Origin of the sequence: Mesorhizobium sp. B4-1-3 (assembly GCF_006439355.1) — a bacterium.
Classification (GTDB): Bacteria; Pseudomonadota; Alphaproteobacteria; order Rhizobiales; family Rhizobiaceae; genus Mesorhizobium.
In genome coordinates, this window is record NZ_VFTG01000013.1 from 25,140 (window position 1) to 38,377 (window position 13,238).

Annotated in this window: 12 protein-coding genes; all 12 read right to left on the minus strand. The window is 65.3% G+C overall.

Annotation, left to right across the window (positions count from 1 at the left end; genetic code table 11):
- Positions 1-29 precede the first annotated feature (29 nt).
- Positions 30-296 (minus strand): DUF2285 domain-containing protein, encoded by a 267-nt coding sequence (locus FJW06_RS17550; protein ID WP_140753484.1) that lies wholly within the window; start codon positions 294-296, stop codon positions 30-32.
- 100 nt (positions 297-396) lie between these two features.
- Complete coding sequence (locus FJW06_RS17555; RefSeq protein ID WP_140753485.1) at positions 397-651, minus strand: hypothetical protein; 255 nt, start codon at positions 649-651, stop codon at positions 397-399.
- A 178-nt stretch (positions 652-829) separates the two neighbouring features.
- Complete coding sequence (locus tag FJW06_RS30175; RefSeq protein ID WP_181178387.1) at positions 830-994, minus strand: hypothetical protein; 165 nt, start codon at positions 992-994, stop codon at positions 830-832.
- A gap of 450 nt (positions 995-1,444) precedes the next feature.
- Positions 1,445-1,846: a single-stranded DNA-binding protein gene (locus FJW06_RS17560; RefSeq protein ID WP_140753486.1), complete on the minus strand. Its 402-nt coding sequence runs from the start codon at positions 1,844-1,846 to the stop codon at positions 1,445-1,447.
- A gap of 657 nt (positions 1,847-2,503) precedes the next feature.
- Positions 2,504-2,920 carry a hypothetical protein gene (locus FJW06_RS17565; protein WP_140753487.1) on the minus strand — a complete coding sequence of 139 codons (417 nt, stop codon included), beginning with the start codon at positions 2,918-2,920 and terminating at the stop codon, positions 2,504-2,506.
- 164 nt (positions 2,921-3,084) lie between these two features.
- Positions 3,085-4,020, minus strand: a complete 936-nt coding sequence (locus FJW06_RS17570) for a DUF2493 domain-containing protein (RefSeq protein WP_140753488.1) — start codon at positions 4,018-4,020, stop codon at positions 3,085-3,087.
- A gap of 345 nt (positions 4,021-4,365) precedes the next feature.
- Complete coding sequence (locus FJW06_RS17575; protein ID WP_140753489.1) at positions 4,366-5,400, minus strand: toprim domain-containing protein; 1,035 nt, start codon at positions 5,398-5,400, stop codon at positions 4,366-4,368.
- Entirely contained in the window at positions 5,400-9,725 is a 4,326-nt protein-coding gene (locus FJW06_RS17580; RefSeq protein WP_140753490.1) for a strawberry notch family protein, read from the minus strand. Before FJW06_RS17580 ends, FJW06_RS17575 begins: the two co-directional genes overlap by 1 nt.
- A gap of 162 nt (positions 9,726-9,887) precedes the next feature.
- Positions 9,888-10,184, minus strand: a complete 297-nt coding sequence (locus FJW06_RS17585) for a hypothetical protein (RefSeq protein WP_140753491.1) — start codon at positions 10,182-10,184, stop codon at positions 9,888-9,890.
- The gene (locus tag FJW06_RS17590) at positions 10,181-10,447 is read right to left on the minus strand and encodes a DUF6117 family protein (RefSeq protein WP_140753492.1); all 267 of its coding nucleotides are present in this window, start codon (positions 10,445-10,447) and stop codon (positions 10,181-10,183) included. Before FJW06_RS17590 ends, FJW06_RS17585 begins: the two co-directional genes overlap by 4 nt.
- Positions 10,444-10,860 (minus strand): hypothetical protein, encoded by a 417-nt coding sequence (locus tag FJW06_RS17595; protein ID WP_140753493.1) that lies wholly within the window; start codon positions 10,858-10,860, stop codon positions 10,444-10,446. The genes FJW06_RS17590 and FJW06_RS17595 overlap by 4 nt, the downstream gene beginning before the upstream one ends.
- A gap of 100 nt (positions 10,861-10,960) precedes the next feature.
- A complete protein-coding gene (locus FJW06_RS17600) occupies positions 10,961-13,090 on the minus strand; it encodes a ParB/RepB/Spo0J family partition protein (protein WP_140753494.1) in 2,130 nt (709 codons plus the stop codon).
- Positions 13,091-13,238 lie beyond the last annotated feature (148 nt).

The following is a 13,238-nucleotide window of genomic DNA, read 5'->3' on the forward strand; positions in this document are numbered from 1 at the left end:
AGGGCGATGCCGAAACGGCATCGCGACGATCACTGTGCGGCGCGTACCAGTTCCCGGTAGCCGTGTTCAGTCATCCACCGCGCACGCGCGAGGTGCGTGTCATGGATTTGGCGACAGCGCTGCGGGTCGCGCTCTGGATCGAGGCCGAACAGGATCTGGACGGCCTCCTGCCAATCAGCGCCGTCGCGGGCCGAATCGAGCAGGCGAAGGTAGAGAATCATATGCTCACGATCATAGATCGTAAGCGTTTCGCTGATCGGTGGCTCGTCCAGAAACGGTGGCATAGCTTGTCCCATGAGCCGACTATATTCGCTCGACCGGCATAGTTACCACGCCCGCCTAGCGTTACTGTGACAAGAGACGGCGGACGGTGCGCAAGGCGCGATCGGAACGACACTAGCGGGTGGGCTTAGCCTGGTCCCGGTCATGCAACAGTAGCACTCCTTCACCCTTGTCGGTTGAGAGCAGAACGATACCGGCCGCCTCAAACGCCCTGCGAACCTGATCGCGCGTCGACTCGTACACTTCGAACCCGTTCTCGGATTCGAGGCGCTTGAGCGCGGTCAGCGACGTGCGGGCCTTGTCAGCGAGCGTCTCCTGCGTCCATCCAAGCAACGCGCGCGCGGCCCGTGATTGGCGGGCGGTGATCATGCATGATCACCTCCCACCGACGCCAACGCACTTGCCAGAACTACGACTATATTAGTCGTTCTTGACCCACTGTTCCAGTCGAAACTTTCTTTGGGACGCTGTAAAGAGGGCAATCGACTGACAACCGATTCGGTCGCACTGATCCTGCCGAAGGCGGGGGCCAAAGCCCCCATCCGGTTCAGGCGAAGGGATCGATTTCGCCGACGATGGTCTCAGCATCTCCATCATATTCGGCGGCGGGCATGACGCTCATTGTGCCGTCGCCGGCGCGGTAGATGATGATCGTGACCATCAGGGTGGCGGCCAGGCTGAAGGCGAAGGCGTGGGCATCTGCGAGGGACATTTTTCCGGCTCCTGTCTGGAGGCGGGGACCATCCCCGCTCGACAGGCGCCCGACGTGTTTCGTTCCTGGCCGGGGTCATCAGAGAGGCGAAACCGATCTGACCGCACGCTTCGCGTAGCGGACCCCTTGAGGGTTGACCCCATGAGGCCGGGATTGAAACCAAGGTCAGCCTCAAAGAGCGGGGTGGTGCCCGCTGACCGGAGCGGAAACCCACGCATTGCCCGCTGCCACAGCCCTGCGCCGCCATAATGATTGCGATGTCGCCGTGCGGGGGAACGCCGCAGAGTGCGCACGCCCGAATATGATGGGGATGGAGCCTGCGGTTCCTCGCTTGAACCGGATGGGAGCTTCGACTTCTCAGGGGCGGAAAAGGGAGCTCCTGGCGGCCGCGATCCGCCGCGAACATGGAAAATCCCGGCGGCTTTCGCCGCCGGGCTTCCGGTCTCCCGTTCAGAACGGGATGTCGTCGTCATCGACGGTGTTGTTGCCGTCGTTCTGGGCCTGCTTCGCCCGGCTCAGGAAATCCACTGTCTCGGCGATGATCTCGCAGCCGTAGCGGTCGACGCCCTGCTGGTCGGTCCATTTCGTGTAGTGGATGCGGCCGCGAACCAGAACCTTCATCCCCGTCTCGCAATATTGCTCGATCGTCTTGCCGAGCCCGTTGAAGGCGGTGATGCGGTGCCATTCGGTGTCCTGGACCCGGTAGCCCTTCTCGTCCCGAACAACCTTGCCTTCCGAGTAGCGGGGACGCGAGGTGGCGAGCGTGAAGTGCGTGATCGTGGTGCCGCCGTTGGTGGTGCGGGTTTCGGGGGCCTGGCCGATGTTGCCGGCGAGAATGACGATGTTCTGCATGGTGAGTCTCCGTTGCTTCTCGGAGGGGCCAATCCCTTCCGATGAGACCCGGCCAAGACCGGCGGGAGACTCCTGCACTGACGCCTTGGCGGCAGTTCGACCCCTAAGGCCCGAAGTGGTGCGGGCAGGCGCGCAGCGCCAACACGGTTCGGAGCCGCGGGGGTTGCTGGTGGAAACCGAACGGGCTTAGGGGATCAGTCAATCGGAGGGATTAGCGCCTTTCGAGAGCCGGAAGATCACGCAGAGTCGAACCATCGTCCTTGCCGGCAAGAGCGTCCGATCAGGCTCCACCCACGACGGCGGCGCACCACCCACACCATCTTTGTCGCCCCTCATACGCCCCGGCCGGAACGGCAGATTGGGACGAGAACGGAATTGTTACCGGGCTTCGGGCACACAGTGCCGTCTTTGCCGGGATGAAGGTGCTCGCGGCTCTCTCCACGCCGATGTGGGGGACAGGCCGACCATGCGGGCGTGCTCGCTATGGCCGCGGAATTTGGCGCCAAGTGGCCGCTTACAGAACCGGGCGACGCGGATCGGACGGACTGGCGAGCCCGTCCCTGAAACGCTCAATCTCGTTTGAACGGGATGTCGGAGGCGTGGTGGTGTCGGCCGTCACGGGAAGTCTCCTGGGAGCGGCGCATCGCGGCCGACCCCTTAGCGCGAAAGAACGGCCGATCCCAGCGCATTGAGATTGAGCATCGCCGCGATGCCGATGAACACGCCACCGGCACCGCACAGCAGGTTGAGGGCAAGGCCCGAGTCGATCATGTTCTTGGTGATGCCGTGGACGAGTGCATAACCGGCGATCGCGGCAGGGATGGCGAAGATCGCCAGCGCGACAAGGCGCAGTGCCGGATTTTTCGCGAAGCCGACGACGACGATGACCAGGGCGATCGAGGCAAGCGCGGTGCCGATGGCCGCAAGACCAGACATGAGGAATCCGGCGTGCGCTCCATAAGCATATTGGAACGCAGTCAATCCGACCATGAAGGGCAAGGCGTAGATCGCGAAGTTATAGGCGAGCACGCAGAGCGCGATGGTCAGCGAGATGGCGAGCAAGATCAGCGTCATGAAAACCTCCGTGCAAACGGTTGAGGATCACGACAGGCTGCCGGAAGATACGCTCCGCCTGCGACTATGTTGCTTCGCCGGTTCTCCAAGGACGCTTTATGTGATCCCGATAGGGAGCTTCCGTCAAGTAATAGCGACAGGAACAATCGCCGAGCGGCGGCGCATTACGCGCCGCCGTCGAACTTCATGACGGGGATGCCAAGCTTGCGGGCCTTGTCGCCGAGGTTCTCCTGAATCCCGGTGCCGGGGAATACGAGGACGCCGACCGGCAGGACATCGAGCATGGCATCGTTGCGCTTGAAGGGCGCGGCCTTGCCATGCTTCGTCCAGTCGGGCTTGAAGGCGATCTGCGGCACCTTGCGCGTGTCGGCCCAGCGGGAGGCGATCAGTTCTGCGCCTTTCGGCGTGCCGCCGTGCAACAGCACCATGTCGGCGTGCTTGGCATGGATCTGATCGAGCTTCGCCCAGATCAGGCGATGGTCGTTGAAGTCCGCGCCGCCGGTGACGGCAACCTTTGGGCCGGCGGGCACCATCACCTGAGTCTCGGCTCGGCGCTTCGCGGCGAGGAAATCGCGGCTGTCGATCATCGCCGAGGTCAGATGGCGATGGTTGACCTTGGAGCCGGTGCGCTGCCGCCAGGGTGAGCCGGTGTGGCGCTCGAAGGCGTCGGCGGAGAGATCGCGGAACAATTCCATGCTGTCGCGCCGCTCGAGAAGGGTCTGCCCCTCTGATGTAAGGCGCTCCAGCTCGACCGACTTCACCTCGCTGCCATCCTGTTCCCGCTGAAGGCGGCGCTGCCCCAGCTCATTGTCGTCCAGTTCGCGCTCCACCCGGTCGACGGCGCGGTGGAAGAGATTGACGGTCCCCCAGAGCAGATCGTCAAGGTCGGGTTCGAGGCGGGTGTCGCCAAGTGTGGCGATGAGGGCGTCGAAGATGTCCGCGACGGCGGCGACGACCATGTTGCCTTCGGGCAGCGGCCTTGGATCGGGTTCGTCCTGAAACGGGCGCCAGCCATAGAGCTGGAGTTCGTGGAGGACATGATCGGTGGGGGATGAGGTGTGGAGCGGCTCGAAACCTGCATCGTCGAGTTCGTTCGTCATCGGGAGCGTCCTTGGTCTGGAGACCGCGCCCATCGCGGCCTTCGCAGGCATCGGAAGCCTACGGGCGGAACGGACCTGCATACGCAGCGAAGCGAAGGACCGGAGCGTCAGCGCAGGATGGCGGAGGCCGGCGATTTTGCTTCGCGATGCAAAGCGCGGCCCTGGCCGCGCGGCGGAAAATCGTTGGCCGCAGCCATTGCCGGGACGGGCCGCTTGTGGGCCGATCGCCCTCTCAGAAGGCCGTGGGTGCGGGACTCTCCGACGCCAAAGGTTGCCCACGATGATGGATGAACATGGGAGGTGAAGATGTGCCGGGCCGTACCTCATCCCCCACCGATCATGTCCTCACGCTTCCATGAAGCGGCTGATATCCTCAGGACGAAGCTGATCCCGCAAGGTCGCCCGCAGGGTGTCGATGCCGCGCCAGCGCAGATCGTCGTTGAAGTCTCCATCGACCGGCGACACAGATACCGCTTCGATCCCGACGCTCTGCGCTCTGGCGATCAGGCTATCTCTTGCCCCATCCCCGGCCGGGTCGCGATCACGAAGGACGTAGAGCCTGCGCAGTGTCAGCGGGAACAGGATGGCAGCGAGGTGTGCGGCCGAGAGCGCCGCCAGCATCGGCATCCGGGGCAGCCCCATGCGCGCCGACAGCACGGTCTCGATCCCTTCGCCAGCCGCCAGCACCTCGCCGGCGATTCCGAAGCGGACGCCGTGCCCGAGAAGGTCGCCCATCGCCCGTCGCGGTGTGTCGACTGGCGCCTTGCCCGAACCATCCGGAGCGAGCCAGGTGCGATGCGCGCCGGTCTGCCGTCCGGCAAGGTTGGTGACGGACGCGACGATCGCCGGCCAGATCTCGGTGGGCGAATGCTCGTCGGGCCGATAGTAGCACCGCGGATGGTAGCGCAGCGCGGTCGCGCCGGAGAGTGACGTGATCGCCCGACCGCCGAGATAAGTTGCCGCAAGGGTGCCGCAGATCGGCTGAGACATGGCGAACAGCCGACGCGCCGCTTCGGGCGAACCAACGCTGCGGGACGCCCTGCCGTTCGGTATCCTCGTGCTTTCCAGCTCGGGATGTGGGAGCGACAGAAAACGGCGTGCTTCCTCGGCCACGTCCTTGAAGTCGATCAGGCCCTGCGTCTCGCGGATGATGTCGAGCAGGTCGCCATGCTCGCCGGTCGCCGCGTCCGTCCATTTGCCGGCCGCGCCCCTGGCGGTGCCCTTGAGGCGGACGTAGAGCGAGCGGCCGGGATTGTTCTGCGTATCGCCCACCAGCCAGTAATTTCCGGCGCGATGGCCCGACGTCAGATATTCGCGACACACCGCCTCGGCCTCCCGGCCGAGGCGGTTCGCCAGTTCGGAAGCATCATGACGGGCCATCACGCTGCCTCCCGCTCGCCGATGCGCTCGACCGGCCAGCAGCCCAGCACGCGCTCCAGCACCACCGCGCCGTTGCCATCGGTGGGCACGAACATGCGCAGCTTCCACGAGATGATCTCGTGGAACAGGCCATAAGCGGTCAAGCGTTCGCGCATCGTGTCGGTGAAGCCCGACAGTTCGATGCGGTTGGCGCCCATGACACGGCAGCGACGGAGCTGGAGGCCCTCGGCGAGATCGAGGATCGTGCGACCATCCATCAGCGCCATGAACGCGGCATCGGGCGTGAGCGTGGATGCGCCGGTCGTGGTCGCGTTCGCTGCCCATGCGGGCGAGACCTTGCGACCGACGATCCGTTCGCCCTCGTCGGTCTGAAGCCGATAGACGCGGGTGGACTCGTTCGGCAGCCGCTTCCAGATCGGAAGCAACAGGCCGGTGACGACATGGATCGTGCTGTCGGCAAATGCCGGCACCTCGGCGACCTCGGCGCTCCAGGCCGAGGCGAAGGCATCCCGGTCGGCTTCGATCCAATGGGTCTCGCCCATCATCTTGACGGGTAAGTTGTGCGCCTCCATCGGCCGGATGAGCCGGAGGCGCCGCTCGATCTCGCCGTCGTCGAGCATGATGCTGGTTGTCGGGATCTGCACGGCGGCCCGGCCCGATCGCTCGTTGATGAGCAGCTTTGCGCGTGGATCATCGAGATGGCCGAAGGCATCATCGACCGTCACTGGACGATTGCGTTCGCGCTGCGTGATCGTCAGAAGCCGGGTTTCCGCGCCGGTGCCAGGATGGGTGTAGATGGTCTGGCGCTCGGTGACGGTGAAGCGCTCCGCCGTCAGGGTCTCCAGCCCGACATCATAGGTGCCGCTGGCGATGGCGCCCTCGATCTTCCCATTCAGCAATTGCTCGAACGCGGTGAACAGGATGCCTTGAAGCTCGATGGTGAGCGCCAGCAGCCGGTTGAGGAAGGTGGTGATCGGCGGCAGCTCGTCCTTGATGCCGTTCGAGTCCATCAGCTTCAGGCCGGTGGCGGACTCGAAACGGTCGAGCGAGCAGCCCTCGACTTTGCCGCGCACCAGCAGAAGATAGAGCTGACGCAGCGCATCGCGGGCATAGGTGCTTTCCAGATTGTCCTCCGGCCGGAACAGGCCCTGACCTCCGGTCTGGCGCTGGCCGCGCGTGATCGCGCCCAGCGTGTCGAGGCGGCGGGCGATCGTGCTCAGAAAGCGCTTCTCCGCTTTCACGTCGGTCGCGATCGGGCGGAACAGCGGCGGCTGCGCCTGGTTCGTCCGATGCGTGCGGCCGAGGCCCTGGATGGCGGCATCGGCCTTCCAACCCGGTTCGAGCAGATAGTGGACGCGCAGCCGCGTGTTCCGTGCCGACAGTTCAGCGTGATAGCTGCGACCCGTCCCGCCCGCGTCCGAGAAGATCAAGACACGCTTCGCGTCGTCCATGAATGCCTGCGTCTCCGCGAGGTTTGCGGATGCTGCGCGGTTCTCGACAGCGAGACGGTCGCCCTTGCGGACGATGCGCCGTGAGCGGCCCGTCACCTCTGCCACCATGTCGGTCCCGAAGTGCTGGACGATCTGATCGAGCGCACCGGGGACAGGCGGCAGGCTGGCGAGCTTGGCGATCAGCTCGTCGCGGCGCGCGACTGCCTCGCGGCTTTCGACGGGTTGGCCATCACGGGTGACGGGCCGTGACGACAGGTTGCCCTCGCTGTCCGTGAACGGCTCGTAGAGCTGCACCGGGAAGCTATGGGCGAGGTAATCCAGAACATATTCGCGCGGCGTGATGTCCACGCGGACGTCGTTCCATTCCTCGGTCGGCAGCTCCGCCAGCCTGCGCTCCATCAGCGCCTCGCCGGTCGAGACGATCTGGATGACGGCGGCATGGTCATCGTCGAGATCGCGGCTGATCGAGCGGATCAGGGTCGGCGTCTTCATGCTCGTGAGCAGATGGCCGAAGAAGCGCTGCTTGGCGCTCTCGAAGGCTGAACGCGCGGCGGACTTGGCCTGCCGGTTCAACGTCCCGGACGAGCCGGTGATGTTGGCCGCCTCCATCGCCGCGTCGAGATTGTTATGGATGATGGCGAACGCGCCGGCATAGGCGTCATAGATGCGCGTCTGTTCCGGCGTCAGCGCGTGCTCGACCAGCTCATATTCCACGCCGTCAAAGGAAAGCGAGCGGGCGGTGTAGAGCCCGAGCGTGCGCAGGTCGCGGGCCAGGACTTCCATCGCCGCGACGCCGCCGGCCTCGATCGCCTCGACGAATTCGGCGCGGGTGCCGAATGGAAAGTCCTCGCCGCCCCAGAGGCCGAGCCGCTGGGCGTAGGCGAGATTGTGGACCGTGGTGGCGCCGGTCGCGGAGACATAGACGATGCGGGCGTTCGGTAGCGCGTGCTGGAGGCGCAGGCCCGCACAGCCCTGCTGCGAGGCGGCGACGTCGCCGCGTTCTCCCTTGCCGCCGCCGGCATTCTGCATTGCGTGCGCCTCGTCGAAAATGATCGCTCCATCGAAATCGGAGCCCAACCATTCGACGATCTGCTTGACCCGCGAAACCTTCTCGCCGCGGTCGTCGGACCGTAGCGTGGCGTAGGTTGTAAATAGGATGCCTTCCGGCAACGTGACCGGACGCCCTTGCGGGAAACGCGAGAGCGGCGTCACCAGCAGGCGCTCCATGCCGAGGGCCGACCAGTCGCGCTGGGCGTCCTCGATCAGCTTGTCCGACTTCGAGATCCAGACCGCCTTACGGCGACCCTGAAGCCAGTTGTCGAGGATGATGGCGGCGGACTGGCGGCCTTTGCCGACGCCGGTGCCGTCGCCGATCATGAAGCCGCGCCGGAAACGCACGGCGTTCGCCGCATCCTCGCGCGCGGCGCTGACGACATCGAAGGTCGCGTCCACCGTCCACGACCCGGCGAGGTAATCGGCATGCGCCTCGCCGGCGTAGATCACGGTCTCTAACTGCGCGTCGGACAGCAGATCGTGGACGTTGGCCGGAAGATGCGGCCGATAGCCCGGCTTCGGTGGCGCGACCGAGGCCATCGCGGCCGATTGCACCAGCTTGGTCGGATGCGCCTGAGACCCAGAAATACGGATCGCCTGCAATCCGTATTCTTCATAGATGGCGTCGGGAAGACGGCCCGCTTCGCTGGCCTGCCAGTCGAGCGTCTCATAAGCGAGCGGCAAGCCCTCCGGTTCGCTCATGGGCGCGGCCGGGACGGTGCTGACGGCGCGAGTGAGATAGCCGCGCACGCTGCGGGGCGCCGGCGTGGAGACCTGGGGAATGGCGACGGAGGGATCGACGGGAAGCCGCGCGGGCAGATGCTCGTTGAGCCACCCCATGAGCGTGGCGATGTTCGGCGCGACGCCGGGAGAAGCCGGGAACGCGGCCGGATCGACAGCGGGCAGCTTGTCGATGACGGTCAGTCGTGTGTCGATGGTCGTGCCGTGCTTGGCATAGACCGCGCCGTCGACGGCGGCGGAGAACACGACGCGCCCGCGCTCCTGCAAGCGGGCGAACGCAGAAGCCCAGGCCGGATTGTCGGGCGCAAAGCTGGCGCCGGTGATTGCGACCAGGCGGCCCCCGGGAGCGAGACGCGCCAGCGCTGAGGCGACATGCCGGAACGTGGCATCGGCCACACGTCCCTCGACATTGGCCATCACCGAGAACGGCGGGTTCATCAGCACCACAGTCGGCACGACGGCGGGATCGAGATGGTCGTCGATCTGGGCCGCGTCGAAGCGGGTGACAGGGACGGCCGGAAAGAGGGAGGTGAGCAGGCCCGCGCGCGTGTCGGCCAGTTCGTTCAGAACGAGCGTACCGCCCGCGACCTCGGTGAGGATGGCGAGGAGGCCGGTGCCCGCCGAAGGCTCCAGCACTCGGTCGGCCAGCGTGATGCTGGCGGCATGGGCCGTGGCCAGGCCGAGCGGGATCGGCGTCGAGAATTGCTGGAAGGTCTGGCTTTCGGAAGAGCGCCGCGTATGTGTCGGCAGAAGGCTGGCGATCTTCGTCAGCGGGACAAGCCGTGCAGCCGGAGAACCGGCTTTGCGGAAAAGCGCCTTTCCGTATTTGCGGAGGAAGAGGACGGTCGCGGCCTCGCAGGCATCATAGGCCGTCTTCCAGTCCCAGGCGCCGCTCGCGTCGGACGCGCCGAACGCGGTTTCCATCGCCGCGCGCAAGGTCACGGCGTCAACGCGCTCGCCGCGTTCGAGATGAGGCAGCAGCAGGTTCGCCGCTGCGAAGATCGCGGCGGAAGCCCCCTGATCGGAGCCGTGCGGAAGGGTTGCGGCAACGGGTGCCGCCGATCCAGACATCATGTTCATGGGAAAGCCTTAAGGAGAGCGGGACAGGATCGAGCCCGCGCAGCGCTCTCTCTCGACCGCACCAGCTCAAACCCGTCCCGGCCTCCCTCTGCCTCTCATTCGGCAGGTCGTGGCCAACATGACAAAAGCGCCCCAGCCATACGGCGGGGCGCTTTTGAGGGATCAGTTCCAACGTCCGTCAGCGATCTCGCTGGCGACAACCGCGCGCGCTTTGCGGATCAGGTCATCGCCATGAGTGTCGATGTGGCCGAAGAACCTGGCGCGTTCGCCGTGCGCGGTCCAATCGGCATATGCGCAATATTCCCGAACATCGGATCGGAACGCGCGCATGTCGCTGGCCCAATGGGGCTTGGGCTCGATGACGACGGTGATGTCGCCCCTGGTTTCGGACCACGGCAGAGACCGCTCGTATGGCGGACGTTCACGATCAACCGTGAAGATAGCGTCGATGTCTATCATGACGTCTCTCCCTGCGCGTCGGGGTGCACGAAGCCGTCTGGATCGCTGGGATCTGGTGGCAAATAGGCGTTGTAGGGATTGCCGTCGGCGAGATGGCCGAACGGCGTGAAGACGTAATCGCCATTGTCGCGTCCCATGGCGCAGATGACGTAGCGGGCGCAGCCCGTCTGCGCGTCGAGGCACTCCATCAGCGCGAGATTGCCGTCCGCTGCCGCTCGCAGCAGCGTCTGGAAATTGCTTTGCGCATAGGCGGGGATGCTCATATCCGCTCTCCATCGCCAGAGAGCGTTTCGGCGAGCCAGCCATCGGTATTGGTCCAGGCGATCGTCTCGCCGGTCGCGAGATCGAGGACGTGCGCGCCGCCACCGAACCCATCGAACCGAGGGCGCGAGCAGGTATTGGCGTATTGGAAACCCCAACGGCCCGTCAGCCCGAACTCGGCGGCGCAAATCGTCACGAACTGAATCAGCCGTTCGGGATCGCCGGTGATGTCATCGCGCATCCAGAGCTGGCTGCCGCCATGCTCGGGCTGGATCGACAGAAGGAAGCCTTCGGAGGGCGGTTCCTCCGATGCGCCGTCCTCGGACAGCTTGTTGTAGAGGTCGAGCGCGCGAGCGGCCTTGTCGGGCGTGCCGACGTCGAGCAGGCACGAGAAATGGGTGAAATAGTCAGCCATGACGGCCTCCTGAAACGAAAATGCCCGGCGCGATGGCCGGGCTGATGGATGGATAGGGAAGGAAGGCGCGGAACGGCTGATGCCGTCCCGCGCCAGTGCGCTATTCGGCGGCGACGGCGTGCGGAATCTCGTCCTCTTCGTCGGACGGTTCGTCATCGTCGGCGAGGAAGGCCGGCAGCGCCTCTTCGCCTTCGCCGTTCGCCGCCGGCTCGTCATGCTCGACCAGGCGCAGCGGTTCGGGCAGCCAGCCGCTATCGGTGAGCAGGCGTTCGGCCTCCTTCGCCATGTCGGCCTTTTTCAGATGGTCGATGAGCTGGGCGGCGCGTTCGCCAGCACCTTCGCGTACCGCAGCGAGGATGCGCGGCTTCGTCACGCGGCCGAGATAGTTTTCGACGGTCGGGCGGAAGCCCACCTCCACCATGTCGAGTCCGGTCGCGCGCGCCAGCCGATCCGCCTCGGCCATGCGTCGATCGAGGCTCGATTGCGAGACGCCGCTACCACTGAACGGATTGGGCCGTTCATAAAGGGCGTTGATCCCATAGCTGACGCAATGGGCGAGCAGCGCCAGGCGACTGGCGTCGTCGAGCACGGCCAGCCAGTCCCACAGCGCATCCTCGTCGGCGGGCAGGTCCACCTTCCAGTCCTCGTGCCGTTGGGTGATCGACCTGGCATAGGACGTTTCAGCAAGATCCTTGCCCTGTTCGCGGAAGAAGACGTGATTGACCGACGCTTGCAGGCTGGCTCCGGCAGTGCCGGTGCGCTGAAAGGTGTCGCGCACCAGCTTGTGCAGCAGGGCCGTGAGCGCGACCTGCGGATTGGCGCCAACCGCATCGCGCAGCGCGAGCGTGCGGTGCGCGGTCAGCTCGGTGACGAGCCGTTCGGGCAGCGGCTTGATGACGTCTTCCTCGTCATCCTCCTCCGGCTCGGCCGACTGGCCGCCGATGGTGATAATGGCGCGCTGGACGTTGGCGCTATTTTCGGCGTCGGCGCCGGCGGGATCGGAGACGCCATCGACCTCTTGGCCTTCGGCGTCGATCGGCGCTTCGTCCTCCGGCCGGACATAGCCGCGACGGACGACAAGCCCGCCGTCGCGATCGATGCTGACGAATACCCCGGCGCGCGTGATTTCGGCGCGATCGTAGATGACCGGGCGCTGCTCGAACGCCTCGATCGCCGCTTCGATCTCGCCCAGGCGTTGGTCGATCTCATCGGGCAGTTCGTCGGCTTCCGAATATTCCCCTTCGAGCCGGTCATACTCCTCGCGCAACGCTTCGCGGGCGGCACGCTCGTCGTCGGTGAGATCGACGGGGCTACCGATCAGGACACGAAGGCCGTGGTCGTGGCCGTAGGGCAGATCGGTATCGATGGTGATCCACTTCCAACCTTCGGCAGCGATCTCGTCGGCGATCGCCTTCAGCTTGTCGGAGACCAGCCGGTCGAGCAGCGCCGGTTCCTGCAGCCAGCCACCGTCGTCGGTCTCGAACAGGTCGCGAAGAATTTCGCCGCCCGCCGCCTGATAGGCTTCGACGCCGACGAACTGCGCCCGCTTGTCGGAAGCGGGAATGGAGGTTTCGGTGAGAAGCTCGCGGATGTGCCAAGGCTGGCGGTTATAGGAATGCTGGATCGCCTCCCAGACCTGTTCTTGCCGGGCGTGGTCCGGGTTGACGGTGAACGCCATCAGCATCTCCAAGGTCATGCCGTCCTCGGCATAGATGCCGCACAGCGCGGGCGAGACCGCCGCGAGGCGCAGGCGCTGCTTCACGATCTGGACCGTGGTGAAGAAGGCGGTGGCGATCTCCTCCTCGGTCATGCCCTTGGTCCGCATGTCGAGGAATGCGCGGAACTGATCGAGCGGATGAAGCGCGACGCGCTGGGTGTTCTCGGCCAAGCTGTCATCCTCGGCGAGAATGGGCGTCGAGGGATCACGTACGACGCAGGGCACCGGCGAGGTCTTGGTCAGGCGCTTCTGCTTCACCAGCAGTGCGAGGGCCTGATAGCGGCGACCGCCGGCGGGCACCTCGAACATGCCGGTCTCGCCGCCATCGGCATCGAGGACCGGGCGGACATTGAGGCTCTGGAGGAGCGTGCCGCGACGGGCGATGTCCTCGGCCAATTCCTCGACCGAGACGCCGGATTTGACGCGCCGGACGTTGGACTGGCTGAGGACCAGCTTGTTGAAGGGGATATCGCGCGAGGGCGAGAGGGTGAGTTTCTGAACGGCAGTAGCCATCGTGGTGGTCTCCGCGACGGGCGCCGAGAGCCTCTCTCTCGACCCTAAACCCGTCACGAAGCGAAGCGCCGCCCTCTTCCTCTAAAGAGAGCAGCGCCACGGATACGGAACAGCGGAAAGCAGGAAATCCGTGTCGCCGCCTTTCAGG

Bases quoted from the DNA above. Each gene is read 5' to 3' on its own strand.
- FJW06_RS17550 (WP_140753484.1), bottom strand. From the start codon at position 296: ATGGGACAAGCTATGCCACCGTTTCTGGACGAGCCACCGATCAGCGAA.
- FJW06_RS17555 (WP_140753485.1), bottom strand. From the start codon at position 651: ATGATCACCGCCCGCCAATCACGGGCCGCGCGCGCGTTGCTTGGATGG.
- FJW06_RS30175 (WP_181178387.1), bottom strand. From the start codon at position 994: ATGTCCCTCGCAGATGCCCACGCCTTCGCCTTCAGCCTGGCCGCCACC.
- FJW06_RS17560 (WP_140753486.1), bottom strand. From the start codon at position 1,846: ATGCAGAACATCGTCATTCTCGCCGGCAACATCGGCCAGGCCCCCGAA.
- FJW06_RS17565 (WP_140753487.1), bottom strand. From the start codon at position 2,920: ATGACGCTGATCTTGCTCGCCATCTCGCTGACCATCGCGCTCTGCGTG.
- FJW06_RS17570 (WP_140753488.1), bottom strand. From the start codon at position 4,020: ATGACGAACGAACTCGACGATGCAGGTTTCGAGCCGCTCCACACCTCA.
- FJW06_RS17575 (WP_140753489.1), bottom strand. From the start codon at position 5,400: ATGGCCCGTCATGATGCTTCCGAACTGGCGAACCGCCTCGGCCGGGAG.
- FJW06_RS17580 (WP_140753490.1), bottom strand. From the start codon at position 9,725: ATGAACATGATGTCTGGATCGGCGGCACCCGTTGCCGCAACCCTTCCG.
- FJW06_RS17585 (WP_140753491.1), bottom strand. From the start codon at position 10,184: ATGATAGACATCGACGCTATCTTCACGGTTGATCGTGAACGTCCGCCA.
- FJW06_RS17590 (WP_140753492.1), bottom strand. From the start codon at position 10,447: ATGAGCATCCCCGCCTATGCGCAAAGCAATTTCCAGACGCTGCTGCGA.
- FJW06_RS17595 (WP_140753493.1), bottom strand. From the start codon at position 10,860: ATGGCTGACTATTTCACCCATTTCTCGTGCCTGCTCGACGTCGGCACG.
- FJW06_RS17600 (WP_140753494.1), bottom strand. From the start codon at position 13,090: ATGGCTACTGCCGTTCAGAAACTCACCCTCTCGCCCTCGCGCGATATC.